The sequence below is a fragment of the Allobosea sp. 10L417 genome, assembly GCF_056395485.1.
In genome coordinates this window covers 151,406-171,326 of sequence record NZ_JBFTJP010000008.1, presented here as the reverse complement: position 1 = coordinate 171,326, position 19,921 = coordinate 151,406, and the positions used below count along the sequence as shown (strand labels likewise).

The following is a 19,921-nucleotide window of genomic DNA, read 5'->3' as shown; positions in this document are numbered from 1 at the left end:
CGCCTTTCTGCTGCTGTGGGAGGCGATGCCTTGGTTCGGGTTGGTGAATCCGGCCTTCCTGCCGCCGCCCAGTGCGCTGCCGAAGGCTTTCATGCGTGAGGTCTCGTCCGGCGCCTGGTTGACGGCCATACTGGGCTCCCTCTGGCATTACTTCGTCGGGCTCTTCGTTGGCGCGGGGCTCGGCATCGCGGCCGGCGTCCTCGTCGGCATGTCGCGGATCGCCGAGGAGGCGACGGCCTGGGTCGTGCGCGTGCTCCGGCCGATCCCCGGCCTCGCCTGGGTGCCCTTCGCCATCATCTGGTTCGGCGTCACGCCGGGCGCGGCGGTCTTCATCATCGCCATCGGCGTGTTCTGGATCGCCTTCTTCGCGGCGCAGGGGGCGATCCGCGGCGTCGATCGCGATCTCGTCGAGGTCGCCGACGCCTTCGGCTTCCGCTCGCCCTGGCAGCGCCTCTTCAAGATCCTCCTGCCGGCGGCGATGCCGGGGATCCTCGTCGGCTTCCGCACGGCGCTGGGCCAGGCCTGGATGGCGGTGGTCGCGGCCGAGATCTTCGGCGTCGCCGGCGTCGGCCAACGCATGATGCAGGCCTCAAGTCTGCTCGCGACCGACATCGTCGTCGTCTACATGCTGACCATGGCGGCGCTTTACGGCCTGCTCGACACCGGCTTCGTCGCCTTCCAGAAATGGGTGCTGCGTTGGAAAGCGTGATCGAGATCAAGGGTCTGTCGCTGACCTTCACCCGCGACGGCGAACAGACCGAAGTGCTGCACAAGCTCGACCTCAGCGTCGGGCGCGGCGAGTTTCTGGCCATCGTCGGGCCATCGGGCGTCGGCAAGTCGACGCTGCTGCGCGTGATAGCCGGTCTTGCGCAGCCGAGCGGCGGCGAGGTCGTCATCCACGCGAAAGATACGACGCGAAGGCCGGTTGCCCTCGTCTTCCAGGATTCGCGCCTGCTGCCCTGGCGCAAGGTGGTGTCGAATGTCGGCTTCGGCCTCGAAGGCCGGGCCTCGCGTGCCGAGCGCCTGGCGAAGGCGGCCGAGATGCTCGATCTCGTGGGCTTGAGCCCACTGGCGCAGCGCTGGCCGCATCAGCTCTCCGGCGGCCAGCGCCAGCGCGTCTCGCTCGCCCGCGCGCTCGCCGTCGAGCCCGAGATCCTGTTGATGGACGAGCCCTTCTCCGCACTCGACGCGCTGACCCGCGAAACCCTGCAGGACGAACTCATCCGCGTCTGGCAGCGCACCGGCAAGACCGTGCTCTTCGTCACCCACGACATCGACGAGGCCGCCTATCTCGCCGACCGGGTCGTGATCCTCTCCGGCGCGCCCGGCCAGATCATCGCCGAGCATCGCACCGAAGCGGCCCGCCCCCGCCGGCGCGGTGCCGCAGCGGAGACAGAGATCGTGCGGGCCGTTCGCCAGGGGCTCGGCGCCGACATCGTCATGGACGGCGCGGCGATCTGATCGAACGCGCCGCTCAGTCCTTGCCGAGAAAAGCCTTGAATGCCTCGCTGTAGTCCTTGTGCCAGCGCGAGAGCGGCGGGCGGTTCTCGATGATGTCGCCCATTGCCCAGGCCATCCGCTTTTCGTCGAGAGTGCGGGTCGTCTCGCCATCGGGGCACAGGATGTAGAAGTCCCCGGCACCGAGACGCTCCAGCATGAAGTCTACAGTCTGCTCCGGCGTCCAGGCACCGTCCGGCTTCTCGACGCGTCCGCGCGCCGTCAGCGGCGTGAAGACGAAGCCGGGGATCAGCAGATGGGCGGTCACCTTGCAGCCTTTGGTGCTGCGCAGTTCGTGCTGCAGCGCCTCGGTGAAGGCCTTCACCCCGGCCTTTGAGACATTGTAGGCCGGGTCGCCCGGCGGGGTGGTGATGCCCTGTTTCGAGCCGGTGTTGATGATCAGCGCCGGCTCGCCATGGGCGATCATCTCCGGCCCGAAGAGCTGCGTGCCGGCGATGATGCCGCCGAGATTGACGGCGAGCGTGCGTTCCCAATTGTCCTGCTGTCCGAAGATCGCGCTGCCCGGCTGGGTACCGGCATTGTTCATCAGCACATGGACCTTGCCGAAGCGGGCGATGACCGCCTCGTGCAGATGGGCGATCTCGTCACGGCGCGAGACATCGGTTTGGACCGCGAGCACATTGGCGTCGCCGATCAGCGCCGCCAGAACCTGACCGGCTGCCTTGAGCGCCTCGGCGTCCCTGTCTGCGATCGCGATCCTCATGCCGCGCTCGGCGAAGGCGCGGGCAGCGGCGAAGCCGATCCCTGACGCGCCGCCGGTGATGACCGCGACATGCGAGGGAGCGAGAGCGGGGTGGCTTGTCATGATCTTCTCGGTCCGGGATTGGGGCGGTGGAGCTAAGGCGCGAGCCGCGGCGACATCATGGCACGCTGCCCGCCGCAAGCGCATGACGGAGAATGCGGCGGGATCCGCCTCACCTCCTTGTCATTGGTGTGGAAGACTGGATTGAGGCATGGGTCGGGTATTCGAGGACAGTGACGAGATCATGCAGCGCATTTTCGATGGGCGTTTCCTGGGCAAGGCCATGTTGGCGCTGGGGCTGTTGGCGCCCGGGCTGACGCTGGCGGGCGAGTCCGCCCCGGTGACCTCGCCGCGCGTTACCGCCACGCTGCTGTCTGGTCGCGATGCGGTGACGCCCGGCGAGCGCTTCAAGGTCGCGCTGGTCCAGAAGCTCGCGCCGCACTGGCATACCTATTGGCTGAACCCCGGCGATTCCGGCGAACCGACGGCGATTCAGTGGACGCTGCCCGCCGGTGCCACGGCCGGCGAGATCCAGTGGCCGGCGCCGAAGGCGATCCGGGTCGAGCCGCTCGTCAATTTCGGCTTCGAGGGCACGGTGCTGCTGCCGGTCGAGATCACAGTGCCCGCCGACGCCAGAGCCGGTGACAATTTCACGCTCAAAGCGGATGCGACCTGGCTGGTCTGCGAGAAGATCTGCATTCCCGAGGAGGGCTCGTTCACCCTCGATCTGCCGATTGCGGCTGCCGGCATCACCGACGAGGCGGCGCAGGCGCGCATCGATGCGGCCTTGGCAGCCCTGCCGAAACCGGCATCGTTCCGCGGCAAGCTCCGCGGCGAAGGCGACAAGCTCGTGCTGGATCTGCCGGGGCTTCCGTCCGGAGCGAGCGATCTGCGCTTTTTTCCGGTTCTCGATACGCTGATCGAGCATGCGGCCGACCAGCCGCTCGCCGCCGGCGCGAAGCCGATGCTGACGCTGGTGCGCTCGGGCGCCTTCAAGCTGCGGGAGCCCGAGGTTTCAGGCGTCCTGACCTTCAGCGAGAATGGCGAGGCCAGGGCCGTGACGCTCGCCGCCGATGCCGACCCCGCGCTGCTGACAGCGGCCGAAACAGCTACGCCGGAGGCTCGGCCCGCCGTGGTGCGGATTCCGGTCCCGGTCGAAGGCACCGATCTGACGATCTGGGCCGCGTTGGCACTGGCCTTCGTCGGCGGATTGATCCTCAACCTGATGCCCTGCGTGCTGCCGGTGCTTTTCATCAAGGCGCTCGGCTTTGCGCAGCTCGCTCACGCCCATCGCAACGCGGTGCGTGAGCAAGGTTTGCTCTTCCTCTGCGGTGTGCTCATCGCCTTCACGGTGCTGGCCGGTGCGGTGATTGCGCTGGGAGCGCTCGGCAACAGCGTCGGCTGGGGCTTCCAGCTCCAGTCCCCGCCGCTCGTCATCGCGCTGGCGGTGGTGATGGTGCTGATCGGCCTGAATCTGCTCGGCGCCTTCGAGATCGGAGCCTCGGTCGCCGGCGTCGGCGACGGCCTCGCCAGCCGTGGCGGCCGCGTCGGCGCCTTCATGACCGGCGTGCTCGCCGTGGTCGTGGCGACGCCCTGCACGGCGCCCTTCATGGGGGCGGCGATGGGTTATGCGGTGGCGCAGCCGCCAGCCGTCGCTTTCTCCGTCTTCGCGGCGTTGGCGCTCGGCTTTGCGCTGCCGGTGGTGGCACTCTCCTTCGCGCCCGGCCTGCTGCGCCTGTTGCCGAAGCCCGGCCGCTGGATGCTGGTGCTGAAGCAGGCCTTCGCCTTCCCGATGTTTGCGACTGCGGTCTGGCTGATCTGGGTCGCCTCGGTGCAGAGCGGCCCGCAGGGCGTTCTGGCGGCGCTCGTCGCCGTTCTGGCGGCGGCCTTCGTCGTCTGGCTTGTCGGCGTCACGCGCGGCTCTCTGCCGCGTCGCGTTTTCGGCTCGGTGCTGGCCGCGCTGGTCGTGCTCGGCGCCGGCTGGTTCACGGTCCAGAACGCCGTTCCCGGCGCGACGACCGAAGCGCATGCGGGCGATATCGAGGCCTGGTCGCCCGAGCGCGTCGTGGCGCTGCAGGCGCAGGGAAAGCCGGTCTTCGTCAACTTCACCGCTGCGTGGTGCATCACCTGCATCGCGAACGAGCGCGTCGCGCTCTCCCGCCAGGAGGTGAAGGATACTTTCGCCAAGCTCGGCGTGGCCTATCTCAAGGCCGACTGGACGAATCGCGATCAGCGCATCGCCAAGGCGCTGGCCGAGCAGGGCCGTGCCGGCGTGCCGCTATACCTGTTCTATCCGGGTCGCAAGGACGGGCAGGCCGAGATCCTGCCGCAGCTCCTGACGCCCGATGCTGTGATCGCGGCCGCCCAGCGCGCGGCGGGCCGGGAGGCGAAGACCGCGGCGGCAACGCCTTAATCTTCCGGTGAACAGAGAGGGAGACAGACATGAAAAGCCTGACCAGACAGATTTTCATCGCTGGCCTCGCTATGGCCGGCCTCGCCTTTCCGGCGGTCGCCTCCGCTCAGGGAGCCGCCAAGGTCGGTGCGTCGGCCCCGGCCTTTCAGGCCGTGGATGCCGACGGCAAGACCCGCAACCTCTCCGAGTTCGCAGGCAAGACCGTGATCCTCGAATGGACCAACCACGAATGCCCCTATGTGCGGAAGCACTACAGCAGCGCGACCATGCAGACGCTGCAGAAAGACATGGCGAAGGAAGGCGTCGTCTGGCTCTCGGTCATCTCCTCGCCGCCGGGCGAGCAGGGCTATGTCGACGGTGCCAGGGCCAAGGAGCTGACGGTTCAGCGTGACGCCGCGCCGGCCGGCATTCTGCTCGATCCGAAGAGCCAGGTGGCGCGGGCCTATGGCGCGCAGACCACGCCGCATATGTACATCATCGATCCCAAGGGCACGCTTGCCTATATGGGCGCGATCGACGACAGGCCGTCTTCCGCAGCCTCGAGCCTCAAAGGCGCCAAGAGCTATGTCCGCCAGGCGATCGCCGAGCTGAAGGCCGGCAAGCCTGTTTCTGAGGCGAGCACCAAGGCTTATGGCTGCGTCGTGAAATACGCGCCGCTGAGCTGAGGCTCAAAGCAGTCATTTTCGGGCAGAGCGTAGCGCAGGCCCGAGAATCTCCGGTAAGAGTTGCTCGGGTCAGGCCCGGGCATGACGGCCTGCTGTCGCGTGGTTATTGCGAGCGCGGGCCGAGATCGCGCGGGGCGGCGTTGATCGTCACGATCTGCCCGTTGCGCAGCTCCAGCACGGCAAGCCCGCGTTCCACCTGCCCGTCCGGCCGGAAGCGGAAGACGCCGTCGGCGCCGGCAAAGCCGGAGGCATTGGTCAGAACGCTCTCGGAAAAGCGCTGCGAGCCCTGCGTGCGGGCCAGCGCTGCTGACAGCGAAACCGCGTCATAGGCGAGCGTCGCGGTGCGGGTCGGTGCGCTGTTGAAGCGCTGCTGGTAGCGCCCGGCGAAGGCGTTGAAGCCGGCAGTGTCGGGCGAGGCGAACCAGCCGCCCTGGATCGCCGGCACGCGTGCGATCCCGGCATCGTTCCAGACGCCGGTGCCGAGCGGCTTCACCTTCGCGGGATTGTAGCCGGCTTCCTGCAGGAGCTGGCCGAGCGTCGGCATGGTATCGGCGGCGGCGGGCACGAACAGCGCATCCGCCTGCTGCAGCGAGGGCATCAGCCGCTGGACCGCGCTGCGCATCGCCGCGGGATCGGCGCCGAAATGCTCGATCGCGGCGACACGGCCGCCTCTGCTGGCGACGGCTTGCTGGAAAGCCGCCTCGACGACCTTGCCATAGGCGGTATCGGGGAGGAGTGCGGCAAAGGATTTCCGGCCCTGCTGGCTGGCATAGGCGATGACGCGGTTGACGTCGTTCTCGGGCGGGAAGGAAAGCAGATAGACGCCGCGCGAGGCGACGCTGGTGTCGCTCGAGAAGGCGATGATCGGACGATTCGCACCGCGCGCCACCTGCGCCGCCGCTTGCACCGAGGGGGCGAAGAGCGGGCCGATGATCAGTTCGGCCCCTTCCGACAGCGCTTCCTGCGCTGCCGCACGCGCGCCTTCCGGCGTGCCGCGGTCGTCCTTCACCAGGAGCGTGAGATCTGCGTTCGGAAACTCGGCCAGCGCCATCTCGGCGGCGTTCTTCAGCGAATTGCCGACGACCGCGCCCTGCCCTTCCGCCGTCAGCGGCAGCACGAGGCCGACCTTGACCTTGCCGTTGCCGATGGTCTGCCCGGTCGGTGCCGCGCCCGGCGCGGAATCGAAGCCCGGCAGGCCCGAGGTGCCGCCGCCGCAGGCGGCCAGCGTGAGCGGTAGAAGGACCGCGAGAGCCCGTGCCTTGAACCGCAGGACCGGCGCGACATACCGATGATGCAACACGGGCGATCTCCAGTCGTGGCCGGGCAGGCAGGCGCTCGCCCGGCGATGAGTTCCAGCGGAAGAATCTCCCCGCCGGACACGTGCCAGTGCGGAATCTTATTTTCAAGTTGTTAACTATGAGTTGCACACGCAGCGCGACGTTGTGCCATGGCGTGGTGGCTGCCGCTGTGGCAGCGTGGCGCGATGTCGAACGATGCCGCAGCCCGCCCTCCCAGTTACACCGCCTTCGGCCTGCGCGCCGAGGCCGAGCCGCTGGCGCCAGGGCTGCACATCGTCGCGACCCCGATCGGCAACCTGCGCGACATCTCGTTCCGGGCGCTGGCGACGCTCGCCGCCGCCGATGCGATCCTCGCCGAGGATACCCGCACGTCGAAGACGCTGCTGGCGCATTACGGTATCTCGACGCCGCTCCTGCCCTATCACGAGCACAATGCCGCGCAGATGCGGCCGAAGGTGCTGGCGAAACTGCGCGAGGGCGGCAAGCTCGCCCTGATCTCGGACGCCGGCACGCCGCTGGTCTCCGATCCCGGCTACAAGCTCGTGGCCGAGCTGGTGGCTGAAGGCCTGCCGGTCACCGGCATTCCCGGCCCTTCCGCGGTGCTGGCGGCGCTGGTGCTGGCGGGGCTGCCGACCGACCGTTTCTTCTTCGAAGGGTTCCTGCCGCCGAAATCGGGAGGACGTCGCACGCGGCTGACCGAACTTGCCGCCATTCCCGGAACGCTGGTCTTCTTCGAATCGCCCCGCCGCCTCGCCGAGATGCTGGCCGATGCAGCCGCCGTGCTGGGCGCGAGGCCGGGGGCTGTCGCGCGCGAACTCACCAAGTTCTACGAGACGGTCAGGCGCGGCACCCTTCCAGAGCTGGCCGCCCATTATGATGGCGAGGAGGAGGCGCGCGGCGAGATCGTCGTGATCATCGGCCCGCCCGGCGCCACCGAGCTCGTCCCGACCGATGATGTGATCGACGAACGGCTGCGCGTGGCGCTGGCCAGGGTCTCGCTGAAGGAGGCCGTCGCGCAGGTCGCAGCCGAGACCGGCCAGCCGCGCCGGAAAGTCTACGCGCGCGCCCTCGAACTCACCCGCGACCATCCGTGAGCGGAGCGGCGGCCGATCCGGGCAAGCGCAGCCGCAAGGCAAGACGCTCCGGGCTTACCGGCCACCGCGCCGAATGGCTCGCCATCCTCTGGTTGACCGCGAAGGGCTATCGGCTGCTCGAACGGCGCTTCGGCGGCAAGGGCGGCGAGATCGATCTCGTGATGAAGCGTGGCCGCACCGTGGCCTTCGTCGAGGTCAAGGCACGTGGCCGGCTGGAGGATGCGCTGACTTCGGTGACCCCGGAAAAGCGCCGTCTCGTCGAGCGGCGCATCCGGCACTGGCTCTCGCGCAACCCCTGGGCGAACGATCATCATCTGCGCGCCGATGCGGTGTTCCTGGCGCCCTGGCGACGGCCGCGCCATGTGCCGGCCGCCTTTGCGCTCGTCCTGTGACGCAAGAGCATTGCGCAAAAAAGTGGGTACCGGTTTTTGCTGCAGAAATGCTCTAAGATTTTAAGATCGATCACGTTTTTCGAATTTTGACGATTCCGTCAGAATGCGACGTGATCGATGCCACCCACTTGCAGGAACCCCGCCCGCGGCCCGATAAGAACCGGCCGCAACAGGAAGGCCTGCCATGACTCTCTCCGTCGCTATCCAGATGGACCCGATCGAGCGCATCCGGATCGCCGGGGACACCGGCTTCTCCCTGATGCTGGAAGCGCAGGCGCGCGGCCACACGCTCTACACCTACACTCCCGACAAGCTCTCGATGCGCGACGGCAAGGTCACGGCGCCGATGCGCCCGGTCACGGTGCGGGATGCCGAGGGCGATCATTTCACGGCGGGAGCCGAGGAGAAGATCGATCTCTCGACGCTCGATTTCGTCCTGCTTAGGCAGGACCCGCCTTTCGACATGGCCTATGTCACCACGACGCATATGCTGGAGCGCATCCACCCGAAGACGCTGGTGGTCAACAACCCGGCGGAAGTCCGCAACGCGCCGGAGAAGATATTCGTCACCCATTTCCCGGAGCTGATGCCGCCGACGCTGATCACCCGCGACAAGGCCGAGATCGAGGCCTTCCGCGACGAGCATGGCGAGATCGTCATGAAGCCGCTCTACGGCCATGGCGGCGCGACGGTGTTCAAGACCAGCAGGACCGACCCCAATTTCGGCTCGCTCTTCGACCTGTTCAGCAATCTCTTCCGGGAACCCTGGGTGGTGCAGGGCTTCATCAAGGAGATCACCGAGGGCGACAAGCGCATCATCCTGATCGACGGCAAGGCGGCGGGCGCGGTCAACCGCGTCCCGGCGGTGGGCGACCTGCGCGCCAACATGGTCCGCGGCGGCGCTGCCCGGCCGACCGACCTGTCGAAGAAGGAGCTTGAAATCTGCGAGGCGATCGGCCCGGCGCTGCGCGAACGCGGCCTTTTGCTCGTCGGCATCGACGTCATCCACGGCAAGCTCACCGAGATCAACGTCACTGCGCCGACCGGCGTTCGCGCGATCAAGAAGCTCGGCGGGCCGGATCTGGCGGCGCAGCTCTGGGACGTGATCGAGTCGAAGCGCTGAGCCACGCCTGGCTTCTGAGGGAGTGAGCCCTCATCCTGAGGGCAGCCTCAGGCTGCGTCTCGAAGGATGATCTAACTTGCTCCGGAGCTTCCTGCATCCTTCGAGACGCTATTCCTTGGGAATGGCTCCTCAGGATGAGGGCTCGGAGGGTTGGATTAGACTAAGCCGCGACGCTGCCGCCGCTCAGCGGGTTCATCTCGTCCCAGCCATAGCGCAGCGTCTCGAAGCGCATCGTCAGCGCGTCGAGCAGCAAGAGCTTGCCGACCAGTGGCTCGCCGAAGCCGGTGATGGCGCGGATCACCTCCAGCGCCATCAGCGAGCCGAGGACACCCGGCAGGGCGCCGAGCACGCCGGCTTCCGCACAGGTCGGGATCGAGCCGGGAGGCGGGGCCTCGGGGAAGAGGCAGCGCCAAGTTGGATTCGGCACGCCGTCCGGGCCGGTTTCATGGGCGCGGATCGTGGTCAGCGAACCGTCGAAGCGCCCCAGCGCCCCCATCACGACCGGCCGGTGCTCGTGGAAGCAGGCGTCGGAGACGGCATAACGCGTCGCGAAATTGTCGGAACCCTCGGCCACCACGTCGTAGAAGGCGATCAGCGCGCGGGCATTGTGCGGGTCGATGCGGGTGACATGCTCCTCGACCACGACGTTCGGGTTGAGATTGCGCACGAAGCGGGCGGCTGCGACAGCTTTGTGGGCGCCGATATCCTCGGTCGTGAAGATGGTCTGGCGCTGCAGGTTCGAGAGCGAGACGATGTCGTCGTCGACGATGCCGATCTTCCCGACGCCGGCTGCGGCGAGGTACTGGATCAGCGGTGCGCCCAGTCCGCCGGCGCCGATGACGAGCACGCGCGCATTCTTCAGCTTCTGCTGCCCCGGGCCGCCGATCTCCGGCAGCACGATATGGCGCGCATAGCGCTCGATCTCGTCGTCGCCCATCATCATCGTGGCAGCGTAAGACCACTGCCGAACTTCGGCAATCGGCATGGTCGATTGCGGCATCGCCGAGCATGAACTTTGGCTGGCTTGGCCGCGCCGCCGAGCCATGCCATCGTGTCGCCATCGAGGGCCGGACAACGGCGCCCGGCTTCAAAGGGGATCGGTTCATGCGTCTGGGTTCTTTTGCGGCGGCACTGGCCGGTGTTGCGCTTTCGGCTGTGGCGGCGCTGGCGCAGCAGGCGATCAAGCCGGCCGTGGTCTATGACAAGGGCGGGAAATTCGACAAATCATTCAACGAGGGCGTCTTCATCGGCGCCGACAGGTTCAAGAAGGAGACCGGCGTCGATTTCCGCGATTTCGAGCCGACGAACGATGCCCAGATCGAGCAGGCACTGCGCCGCTTCGCCCGCGACGGCCATTCGCCGATCATCGCGGTCGGCTTCTCGCAGGCGACTGCGCTGCAGAAGGTCGCGGCCGAATTCCCCAACCTGAAATTCACCATCATCGACATGGTGGTCGACCTGCCGAACGTGCAGTCGATCGTCTTCAAGGAGCATGAAGGCTCCTATCTCGTCGGCCTGCTCGCTGCGATGGCCTCGAAGACGGGCAAGGTCGGTTTCGTCGGCGGCATGGATATTCCGCTGATCCGCAAATTCGCCTGCGGCTATGTCCAGGGCGTCAAGGCGGGCAAGGCCGATGCCGAGATCTACCAGAACATGACCGGCTCGACGCCCTCGGCCTGGGCCGATCCGGTCAAGGGCGGCGAACTCGCCAAGTCGCAGATCGATCGCGGCGCCGATGTGATCTACCACGCCGCCGGGGGCACCGGCATCGGCGTGCTCAGGGCCGCGGCCGATGCCGGCAAGCTCGGTATCGGCGTCGATTCCAACCAGAACGCGCTCCATCCCGGCAAGATCCTGACCTCGATGCTCAAGCGCGTCGACGTCGCCGCCTACAACTCCTTCAAAGCTGCGCAGGACGGCTCGTGGAAGCCGGGCATCTCCGTGCTCGGCCTCAAGGAAGGCGGTATCGACTGGGCGCTGGACGACGCCAACAAGGCGCTGATCACGCCCGAGATGAAGGCCGCGGCCGACAAGGCAAAGGCCGACATTATCGCCGGTACAGTGAAGGTCCACGACTACATGTCCGACCAGAAATGCACGATGTGAGCGAGGGATCGTGCCGACGGGACCGAATGATGCGCGGAGAACCCTTCTCCCGTGTGGGAGAAGGGCAGGGATGAGGGCCCGCCCTATCCGTAGAAGGTGCAGCGGCGGTTGCCTCGCCCCAACAATCAGCGGCGGTCCCTCACCCCTGCCCCTCTCCCATCCGGGAGAGGGGTTCTGCGTCGTGGTTCCCGTGTGATGATGGAGGCCGTCTCTCCACCCGCCATCGAGCTCGTCGGGATCTCCAAGCGCTTCGGCCCGGTCGCTGCCAACAGGGACGTGTCCCTCTCGGTCGCGGCCAGCTCGATCCACGGCATCGTCGGCGAGAACGGCGCCGGCAAATCGACGCTGATGTCGATTCTCTACGGCTTCTACGAGGCCGATGACGGCGAAATCAGGATCGCCGGCACGCCGCGCCGCATCCGTTCCTCGGCGGATGCGATCGCGGCCGGGATCGGCATGGTCCACCAGCACTTCATGCTGGTTGAGACGCTGAGCGTGGTCGAAAACGTGGTGCTCGGCGCCGAAGGCGGCACCTTCCTCACGGGCGGACTCTCGCAGGCGCGGACGGCGCTGGCCAGGCTCTCGCAGGACTATGGCCTCGTCATCGATCCCGATGCGATCGTCGGCGAGCTTTCGGTCGGCCTGCAGCAACGCGTCGAGATTTTGAAAGCTCTCTATCGCGGTGCGGAGATCCTCATCCTCGACGAGCCGACGGCGGTCCTGACGCCCGCCGAAGCCGATCAGCTCTTCGCCCTGCTCCGGGCCCTGAAGGCGCAGGGCAAGACCGTCATCCTGATCACCCACAAGCTGCGCGAGATCATGGATGTCACCGACAGGGTTTCGGTGATGCGCCGTGGCGAGATGGTTGCTCATGTCGCCACTGCCGAGACCTCGCCGCCGCAACTCGCCGAGGCGATGGTCGGCCGGCGCGTGCTGCTGCGGGTGGAGAAGCCGCCGCGCGAGCGCGGTGCGCCCGTCCTGGAGGCGGTCGGCCTGTCCTGCCGTGATGCGCGCGGGGCTGACACGCTTCGGGACGTTGGCTTGACCCTCCATGCCGGCGAGATCGTCGGCATCGCCGGTGTCGCCGGAAACGGCCAGAGCGAACTCCTTGAAGTGCTGGCCGGGCTGATCCAGCCGACGCGCGGTGTCATCCGCCTCGGCGGCGAGATCCTGTCGGGCACCGATCGCCATCCGGCGCGGCTGCGTGAACTCGGGCTGATGCATATCCCCGAGGATCGCCATCGCAGCGGGCTCGTCACCGCCTTCTCGGCTGCCGAGAACGCGATCCTCGGCTATCAGCATGATCCCGCCTTCGGTCCCGGCCCGCTCCTGTCGCCCGCCCGGATCGAGGCCCATGCCCGCGATGCATTCACCGCTTATGACGTGCGCCCGCCCGATCCGGCGCTGAAGACGTCGAAGTTCTCCGGCGGCAACCAGCAGAAGATCGTCCTCGCTCGCGAGATTGAGCGGCATCCCAAGGTTCTGCTGGTCGGGCAGCCGACGCGGGGCGTGGATATCGGCGCGATCGAGTTCATCCATCGTCGTCTGATCGAACTGCGCGATCGGGGCGTCGCGATCCTGCTGGTATCGGTCGAACTCGAGGAGGTGATGGCGCTTTCCGACCGAATCATCGCCATGTGCGGCGGCCGGATCACCGGCGAGCGGGCCGGGTCCGGTGCTGATGAGCGCGAACTGGGCCTGCTGATGGCTGGCGTCGAGGAGGCCGCATGATGGAACAGAGGCTGACATTGGTGACGCTCGGCGTCGCCGATCTGGAGCGCTCGCGGCGATTCTATGGCTCCCTGGGTTGGCGCGAGATCGAGCCGCGGCAGGGCAGCGTCGCCTTCTTCCAGCTGAATGGCATCGGCCTGTCGCTGTTTCCGCGGGCCGAGTTGGCGAATGACGCGCAGGTGGCCGACGGACCGACCGGCTTCTCCGGCATCACCCTTGCCCACAACTTGCGCAGCGAGCACGAGGTCGATGCGCTGTTCGCGGAAATGGTTGCGGCGGGAGCTACGGCAGTGAAGACGCCCCGGAAAGTGTTCTGGGGCGGCTATTCCGGATATGTCGCCGATCCCGACGGCCATCTCTGGGAACTCGCCCACAATCCCTTCTTTCCGCTCGACTCCGCTGGCAACGTGACGCTCGCTGGATGACCGCGGCCCCGCTCGACCTGCCGCGCTGGGCCGATGTCGCGCTGGTGCCGCTGGTATCGGTCGCTGCCGCGCTGCTCGTGGCCGGGCTCGTCGTGCTCGGCATCGGCGAGAACCCGCTGGAGGCGACGACGCTGCTGTTGCGCGGCGCGCTGGGCAGCGCTGAGGGCATCGGCTTCACGCTGTATTACACGACGAATTTCATTTTTACGGGGCTTGCCGTTGCGGTCGCCTTCCATGCCGGGCTGTTCAACATCGGCGGCGAGGGGCAGGCGACAATAGCCGGCGTCGCGATGGCCGTTGCTTGCCTCGGCCTCTCCTGGGCGCCGGGCATCCTCGCGGTCCCGCTCGCTGTCCTGGCTGCGGCGGCGGGCGGCGCGTTCTGGGCCTTCATCCCGGGCTGGCTCCAGGCGAAGCGCGGCAGCCATGTCGTGATCACCACGATCATGCTGAATTTCGTCGCGGCGACGCTGATCGTCTACCTCCTGCGCGAGGTGATCGGGAAACCCGGCTCGATGCAGCCGGAGACGCCGGATTTTCCGGCCCAGGCCGTGCTGACGCCGATGCACCAGCTTCTCGCTCCGCTCGGGCTGAGCCTCCCTTCGACCCCGCTCAACAGCGCCTTCCTGCTGGCGTTGATGGCGCTCTTCGCCGTCTGGCTGCTGATCTACCGCTCGCGGCTCGGCTACGCGATCCGCACCGTCGGAGCCAATCCGCGCGCCGCTGCCTATGCCGGCATCTCGCCGGCTGCCGTCACGATGGTCGCGATGGCGATCTCGGGCGCGCTCGCCGGCGGCCTCGCGGTCAATGAGGCGCTCGGCGTGCAGCATCGGCTGGTGCTTGATTTCACCGCCGGCTACGGCTTCGTCGGCATCGCCGTCGCCTTGATGGGGCGCGGCCACCCCGTGGGCGTCGCGCTCGCGGCCCTGCTCTTCGGCGTCCTCTACCAGGGCGGGGCGGAACTCTCCTTCGACAAGCCGGCCATCACCCGCGACATGGTGGTGGTGATCGGCGGCGTGCTCATCCTCTTCGCGGGAGCGCTCGACGGGCTCTTTCGCCGGCTGGTTGCGGGTGTGCTGCGCATCTGCCGGGGTGCCGTCTGATGGATTGGCTCCAGACGCTCGCCGTCGTGCTCGATTCGACGATCCGGTTGTCGATCCCGCTGATCTGCGCGGCGATGGCTGGTCTGTGGTCGGAGCGGGCCGGCGTCGTCGATATCGGCCTCGAGGGCAAGATGCTGATCGGGGCCTTCGCCTCGGCCGTCGCGGCCTTCGTCACCGGCTCGGCCTGGATAGGTCTTGGCGCCGGCATCCTCGCGGCAGTGGCGCTGGCGCTGGTCCACGGCTTCGCCGCCATCACCTGGCGCGGCAACCAGATCGTCTCCGGCGTCGCCATCAACATGCTGGCTGCGGGTCTCACGGTTGTCCTCGGCAATGCCTGGTACGGGCAGGGCGGGCGCACGCCCTCGCTGGAGGGGGCCGCACGCTTCGGCGAGCTGACGCTGCCCTTCGCGCCCTGGGCGCGGGAGCACGTCCCGATTCTCGGCCAGCTCTATGACGAGGTCGTCTCGGGCCATGCCGCGCCGGCCTATCTTGCCTTCGCCTGCGTTCTCGTGACGGCCTTCGTGCTGGGCCGGACGCGCTTTGGCCTGCGCATCCGTGCCGTCGGCGAGAATCCGGCTGCGGTCGATACCGCCGGTATCTCCGTTGCCGGTCTGCGCTATGGCGCGGTCGCGATCTGCGGCGTACTCTGCGGCATCGGCGGCACCTATCTCGCCGTCGCGCAATCGGCCGGCTTCCTGCCGCATATGACGGCCGGGCGCGGCTTCATCGCGCTTGCCGCCGTCATCTTCGCGAATTGGCGGCCCTGGCCGGCGCTTGGCGCCTGCTTGCTCTTCGGCGTGCTCGACGCGGTCGCGATAAGGCTTCAGGGCGTGACATTGCCGGGTATCGGCCTCGTGCCGGTGGAAGCGATCCAGGCATTGCCCTATCTGATGACCATCGTCCTGCTCGCGGGCTTCATCGGCAAGGCGACGCCGCCCAAGGCCTCCGGCCTGCCCTATGTCAAGGAACGCTGATTTGCCGGCCGCGCCCGATTTCGACACGCTCTTTGCCGCGGCCGCGGCGATCCAGCCGCGCGCCTATGCGCCCTATTCGCGCTTCAAGGTGGGTTCCGCGCTCCTCGGCGATGACGGCGCCGTGTATGCCGGCTGCAATGTCGAGAATGCCGCCTATCCGGTCGGCACCTGCGCAGAGGCCGGCGCCATCTCCGCGATGGTCGCCGGGGGTGGGCAGGCGATCCGCGCAATCCTCGTCTTCGGCGACGGCGCCGAACTCGTGACGCCTTGCGGTGCCTGCCGCCAGCGCATCCGCGAATTCGCCGCGCCCGAAACGCCGGTGGCGATCGCGGGGCCCGAAGGCATCCGCGCGCGTTTCACCCTGGCGGAGCTGTTGCCAGCCTCCTTCGGACCGGCCAATTTGCCGCGGTGATTTGCGACGGCTGCTGCGGTGGCCGGGGAGAGGGACTGATGGCGGCCGATCCGGTGTTCGATGAGGCGGCATCCGTGCTGGCCGAGCGTGGCGTAGACACGATCGATTGCGCGCTTGTGCTGGGCACCGGCCTCGGCTCCATCGCCGAGGATGTGCAGGATGCAGTGCGGATCCCTTATGCCGAATTGCCCGGCTTTCCGCGCGGCGAGGTGTCCGGTCACGCCCGCCAGCTTTGCTACGGCACGCTGCATGGCCGCAAGGTTCTGATCTACCAGGGCCGCGCCCACTATTACGAGGGCGGCGATCCGGCCGTCATGCGTGTTCCGCTCGGTGTTCTCACGGCCTTCGGCTCGCCACCGCTGATCCTGACCAATGCGGCGGGATCGCTGTCCCCCGCCATGCGGCCGGGCAGCCTCGCCCTCATCACCGACCATATCAATCTCAATGGGCCCAATCCGCTGGTCGGCGACAAGGGCGACGGCCGTTTCGTCCCGATGGTCGATGCCTATGACCCGCATCTGCGCGGCCGGCTGAAGCGGGCTGCGCAGAAGGTGGCGCTGCCGCTCGGCGAGGGCGTGTACATGTGGTTCTCCGGTCCGAGCTTCGAGACGCCGGCAGAGATCCGCATGGCGAAGACGCTCGGCGCCGATCTCGTCGGCATGTCGACGGTGCCGGAGGTCATCCTGGCGCGGCGCCACGACATCCGCGTCGCCGGGCTCTCCATCGTCACCAATAKGGGCGCCGGCCTGCAGGGCGGCGCGCCGCACCATGCAGAGACGCGCGATGTCGCGGCTGTGGCGGCCGGCGCGCTGCGGCGCCTGCTGCGCGCCTTCCTTTCGGAGCTCTGAGCCATGTCGGACGCGGATATCGCCAGGCGCGCGCTCGCGCTGCTCGATCTGACCGATCTCGCCGACGAGGCGACCGCCGACGGCGCGCGCGACCTGTGCCGGCGCGCCGTCTCCGGCCCCGTGCCGGTCGCCGCCGTCTGCCTCTGGCCGCGCTTCGTCGCCGTGGCACGCCAGGCGCTCGGCGACAGCCCGGTGCGCATCGCGACGGTGGTGAACTTCCCGGAGGGCGACACCCCGATCGCGCCCGCCATCCGCGAGACCGAGGAGGCGCTCGAGGCTGGCGCCGACGAGATCGACCTCGTCCTGCCCTGGCGCGCCGTGCTGGCCGGGCAACTCGCCACAGCGGCCGCCATGGTCCGCAACGTCAAGATGCGCTGTGGCGACAAGCTGCTGAAGGTCATCCTCGAATCCGGCGAATATCCCGATCTCGACAAGGTCAGGGTCGCGTCCGAGCTCGCGATCGCGGGCGGCGCCGATTTCATCAAGACCTCGACGGGCAAGACCGCGCGCTCGGCCAGCATTCCGGCGGCGCGCGCCATGCTCGGCGTGATCGGCATGACAGCACGCCCGATCGGGCTCAAGCCCTCGGGCGGGATCCGAACTCTGGCGGATGCCAAGAGCTACCTTGCTCTCGCCGACGCGATGATGGGCCCGGACTGGGCGACGCCCGCGACTTTCCGTTTCGGTGCGAGCGGTCTCTACACCGCGCTCGTCGAGGAAATCGGCGGCGCTGCGCCCGGAGTGCCGCCGCGTGGGAGCTACTGAATGCGCCTGACCCAGGAGATCATCGCCGCCAAGCGCGACGGTGCCGAGCTGCCCGATGCGGATATTCGCCAGATCATCGCCGGTTTGACCGATGGCTCGGTGAGCGAAGGACAGGCGGCCGCCTTCGCCATGGCGGTCTATTTCAACGGCATGAACGAGAAGGAGCGCGTCGCGCTCACCCTCGCCATGCGCGATTCCGGAACCGTGCTGCGCTGGGATGATCTGCCCGGCCCCGCCCTCGACAAGCACTCGACCGGCGGCGTCGGCGATACGGTGAGCCTGCCTTTGGCGGCTGCGGTGGCGGCCTGCGGCGGCTACGTCCCTATGATTTCCGGTCGCGGCCTCGGCCATACCGGCGGCACGCTCGACAAGCTGGATGCCGTGCCGGGCTATGTCACCCAGCCGTGCATCAATCTGTTCCGCAAGGTCGTGCGGGAGGTCGGCTGCGCCATCATCGGCCAGACCGCCGATCTCGCCCCGGCTGACAAGCGGCTCTATGCCATCCGGGACGTGACGGCGACGGTCGAAACGATTCCGCTGCTGGTCTCCTCGATCCTGTCGAAAAAGCTCGCCGCCGGACTGCACGGCCTCGCCATGGATGTGAAGTTCGGTTCCGGTGCTTTCCTGCCCGACTACGCCAAGGCACAGGCGCTGGCGCAGGCTCTCGTCGCCGTCGCCAACGATTCCGGGCTGCCGACACACGCGCTCTTGACCGATATGGACGAGCCGCTCGCCTCGGTCGCCGGCAATGCGCTCGAGGTCGCCTATGCGCTCGACCATCTGACCGGCCGCCGCCGCGAGGCGCGCTTCCATGAGGTCACGGTCGCGCTGGGCGCCGAGATGTTGCTCCTGGGCAGGCTCGCCGCCGATCTCGATGCCGCGCGCGAAAAGATCGAGAATGCCTTCGCCTCGGGTGCGGCGGCCGAGCGCTTCGCGCGGATGGTGGCGGCGCTCGGAGGACCGACGGACTTGCTGGAAAAGCCGGCAAATCATCTCGCCTTTGCGCCGATCGTGAAGCCGGTCTTCGCCGAAACGGCGGGGTCGGTCGTCGCGGTCGACACGCGTGCGGTCGGGCTTGCGGTCGTCACGCTCGGTGGCGGCCGCGTCCGCCCGCAGGACCCGATCGACCATGCCGTCGGCATCGTCGAACTGGCTGGCATTGGAGCCGAGATTGGCGCGGAGCGTCCGCTCGGGATCATCCACGCGCGCGACGAGGCGCAGTTCGCCGCGGCGAGTGCGCGCTTGCGCAAGGCCTATTGGATCGGTGAGGGTGCGGCGCGCGGCCGGCTCGTCGCGGAACGGATCACGGAGAGGGTGTCGGCATGAGTTTGCTTCTGGCCATGACGGGCTGGCATGTCGAGGACTGGCGCGCCAGGTTCCAGGCGCTGCTGCCGGAGATGCCGATCGTGGTTCTCGGCGAGCCCTTCGACCGCCGCGCCGTCCATTATGTCGCGAGCTGGAAGCACCCGGCCGGCAGCCTGACCGGTCTGCCCAATCTCGCCGCCATCTTCTCGCTTGGCGCCGGCGTCGATTTCCTCTTCGCCGACGACAAGCTGCCGGCGGTGCCGATCGCCCGCGTCGTCGATCCCGATCTGACCACGCGGATGAGCGAGTACGTCGTGCTGCACTGCCTGATGTATCTGCGCCAGCAGCACCGCTACCTCAGCCAGCAGCGCGAAAGGCTCTGGGAGGACGATCGCAACCAGCCAGCGGCCCGCTCGGTTCGCGTCGGCATCATGGGGCTGGGCGAACTCGGATTGGATGCCGCCGCCAAGCTCAAGGTCATCGGCTTTGACGTCGCCGGCTGGAGCCGCTCGCCGAAGAGCATCGAGGGGCTGCGCACCTTCTCGGGTGAGGAGGGCATGAAGGAGTTCCTGGCGCGGACGGACATCCTCGTCTGCCTCGTGCCGCTCACGCCGGAGACGCGCGGCATCATCAACGCCGGGCTGATCGCAGGGCTGGCGCAGGATGGTCGCCTCGGAGGTCCGTTCGTGATCAATGCCGGCCGCGGTGGCTTGCAGGTGGAAGAGGATATCCTGGCGGCGCTCGAAGCCAGCACGCTGAAAGGCGCGACGCTCGATGTCTTCGAGACCGAGCCGCTGCCGACCGCCTCGCCGCTCTGGACCCATCCGGGCGTGACGATCACGCCGCATAACGCGGCGATGTCGGAGCCTGAAGCGATCGCTTCGCTGATCACGGCGCAGATCAGGCGCCTGGAAGCCGGCGAGCCCCTGCAGCATGTGGTCGATCCGGCCAGGGGGTACTAAAGGATCGGCCGCTTCTGTGGCTGTTCAGCTCCAGTCCTCATGCTGAGT

At 67.8% G+C, this 19,921-nt stretch carries 20 protein-coding genes; 17 read left to right on the top strand and 3 right to left on the bottom strand.

Annotated elements, in window-relative coordinates; all coding sequences use genetic code 11:
• Positions 1–25 precede the first annotated feature (25 nt).
• Both AC1DE3_RS19865 and AC1DE3_RS19860 read left to right on the top strand, forming a co-directional pair.
• Positions 26–709, top strand: coding sequence for an ABC transporter permease (locus AC1DE3_RS19865; protein ID WP_441510120.1), 684 nt, complete (start codon positions 26–28; stop codon positions 707–709).
• Entirely contained in the window at positions 685–1,461 is a 777-nt protein-coding gene (locus AC1DE3_RS19860) for an ABC transporter ATP-binding protein (protein ID WP_476780145.1), read from the top strand. The genes AC1DE3_RS19865 and AC1DE3_RS19860 overlap by 25 nt, the downstream gene beginning before the upstream one ends.
• Before the next feature lie 13 nt (positions 1,462–1,474).
• On the opposite strand, the gene AC1DE3_RS19855 is transcribed toward AC1DE3_RS19860, so the two are convergent.
• Positions 1,475–2,323: an SDR family NAD(P)-dependent oxidoreductase gene (locus tag AC1DE3_RS19855; RefSeq protein ID WP_476852687.1), complete on the bottom strand. Its 849-nt coding sequence runs from the start codon at positions 2,321–2,323 to the stop codon at positions 1,475–1,477.
• A 148-nt stretch (positions 2,324–2,471) separates the two neighbouring features.
• Here AC1DE3_RS19855 and AC1DE3_RS19850 point away from each other — a divergent pair, with 148 nt between their 5' ends.
• Both AC1DE3_RS19850 and AC1DE3_RS19845 read left to right on the top strand, forming a co-directional pair.
• Complete coding sequence (locus AC1DE3_RS19850; RefSeq protein WP_476780143.1) at positions 2,472–4,673, top strand: protein-disulfide reductase DsbD family protein; 2,202 nt, start codon at positions 2,472–2,474, stop codon at positions 4,671–4,673.
• 29 nt (positions 4,674–4,702) lie between these two features.
• Entirely contained in the window at positions 4,703–5,338 is a 636-nt protein-coding gene (locus tag AC1DE3_RS19845; RefSeq protein WP_476780142.1) for a thioredoxin family protein, read from the top strand.
• A gap of 103 nt (positions 5,339–5,441) precedes the next feature.
• On the opposite strand, the gene AC1DE3_RS19840 is transcribed toward AC1DE3_RS19845, so the two are convergent.
• Positions 5,442–6,638, bottom strand: a complete 1,197-nt coding sequence (locus tag AC1DE3_RS19840) for a penicillin-binding protein activator (protein WP_476780141.1) — start codon at positions 6,636–6,638, stop codon at positions 5,442–5,444.
• Between the two features lie 183 nt (positions 6,639–6,821).
• Here AC1DE3_RS19840 and rsmI point away from each other — a divergent pair, with 183 nt between their 5' ends.
• The 3 genes from rsmI to gshB all read left to right on the top strand — a co-directional run bounded on the left by rsmI (position 6,822) and on the right by gshB (position 9,245).
• Positions 6,822–7,730, top strand: a complete 909-nt coding sequence (gene rsmI / locus AC1DE3_RS19835) for a 16S rRNA (cytidine(1402)-2'-O)-methyltransferase (RefSeq protein WP_441510119.1) — start codon at positions 6,822–6,824, stop codon at positions 7,728–7,730.
• The gene (locus AC1DE3_RS19830; protein ID WP_476780140.1) at positions 7,727–8,122 is read left to right on the top strand and encodes a YraN family protein; all 396 of its coding nucleotides are present in this window, start codon (positions 7,727–7,729) and stop codon (positions 8,120–8,122) included. The genes rsmI and AC1DE3_RS19830 overlap by 4 nt, the downstream gene beginning before the upstream one ends.
• A gap of 184 nt (positions 8,123–8,306) precedes the next feature.
• The gene (gshB, locus tag AC1DE3_RS19825) at positions 8,307–9,245 is read left to right on the top strand and encodes a glutathione synthase (protein ID WP_476852686.1); all 939 of its coding nucleotides are present in this window, start codon (positions 8,307–8,309) and stop codon (positions 9,243–9,245) included.
• Between the two features lie 160 nt (positions 9,246–9,405).
• Here the strand turns inward: gshB and AC1DE3_RS19820 are convergent, their stop codons facing one another.
• Complete coding sequence (locus AC1DE3_RS19820) at positions 9,406–10,188, bottom strand: HesA/MoeB/ThiF family protein (protein WP_476780208.1); 783 nt, start codon at positions 10,186–10,188, stop codon at positions 9,406–9,408.
• Between the two features lie 161 nt (positions 10,189–10,349).
• Here AC1DE3_RS19820 and AC1DE3_RS19815 point away from each other — a divergent pair, with 161 nt between their 5' ends.
• The 10 genes from AC1DE3_RS19815 to AC1DE3_RS19770 all read left to right on the top strand — a co-directional run bounded on the left by AC1DE3_RS19815 (position 10,350) and on the right by AC1DE3_RS19770 (position 19,873).
• Positions 10,350–11,351 (top strand): BMP family lipoprotein, encoded by a 1,002-nt coding sequence (locus tag AC1DE3_RS19815; RefSeq protein WP_476780139.1) that lies wholly within the window; start codon positions 10,350–10,352, stop codon positions 11,349–11,351.
• 195 nt (positions 11,352–11,546) lie between these two features.
• The gene (locus tag AC1DE3_RS19810; RefSeq protein ID WP_476780138.1) at positions 11,547–13,082 is read left to right on the top strand and encodes an ABC transporter ATP-binding protein; all 1,536 of its coding nucleotides are present in this window, start codon (positions 11,547–11,549) and stop codon (positions 13,080–13,082) included.
• Positions 13,079–13,507, top strand: coding sequence for a VOC family protein (locus AC1DE3_RS19805; RefSeq protein ID WP_476780137.1), 429 nt, complete (start codon positions 13,079–13,081; stop codon positions 13,505–13,507). The genes AC1DE3_RS19810 and AC1DE3_RS19805 overlap by 4 nt, the downstream gene beginning before the upstream one ends.
• A complete protein-coding gene (locus AC1DE3_RS19800) occupies positions 13,504–14,607 on the top strand; it encodes an ABC transporter permease (protein WP_476780136.1) in 1,104 nt (367 codons plus the stop codon). The genes AC1DE3_RS19805 and AC1DE3_RS19800 overlap by 4 nt, the downstream gene beginning before the upstream one ends.
• Entirely contained in the window at positions 14,607–15,581 is a 975-nt protein-coding gene (locus AC1DE3_RS19795) for an ABC transporter permease (protein WP_476852685.1), read from the top strand. Before AC1DE3_RS19800 ends, AC1DE3_RS19795 begins: the two co-directional genes overlap by 1 nt.
• 1 nt (position 15,582) lies before the next feature.
• Positions 15,583–15,993, top strand: a complete 411-nt coding sequence (locus tag AC1DE3_RS19790; RefSeq protein WP_476780134.1) for a cytidine deaminase — start codon at positions 15,583–15,585, stop codon at positions 15,991–15,993.
• 38 nt (positions 15,994–16,031) lie between these two features.
• Complete coding sequence (locus AC1DE3_RS19785) at positions 16,032–16,841, top strand: purine-nucleoside phosphorylase (RefSeq protein WP_476852684.1); 810 nt, start codon at positions 16,032–16,034, stop codon at positions 16,839–16,841.
• A 3-nt stretch (positions 16,842–16,844) separates the two neighbouring features.
• Positions 16,845–17,606 carry a deoxyribose-phosphate aldolase gene (gene deoC / locus AC1DE3_RS19780; protein WP_476780133.1) on the top strand — a complete coding sequence of 254 codons (762 nt, stop codon included), beginning with the start codon at positions 16,845–16,847 and terminating at the stop codon, positions 17,604–17,606.
• Entirely contained in the window at positions 17,607–18,932 is a 1,326-nt protein-coding gene (deoA, locus tag AC1DE3_RS19775) for a thymidine phosphorylase (protein WP_476780132.1), read from the top strand. It begins immediately after the preceding gene.
• Complete coding sequence (locus AC1DE3_RS19770; RefSeq protein ID WP_476780131.1) at positions 18,929–19,873, top strand: 2-hydroxyacid dehydrogenase; 945 nt, start codon at positions 18,929–18,931, stop codon at positions 19,871–19,873. Before deoA ends, AC1DE3_RS19770 begins: the two co-directional genes overlap by 4 nt.
• Positions 19,874–19,921 lie beyond the last annotated feature (48 nt).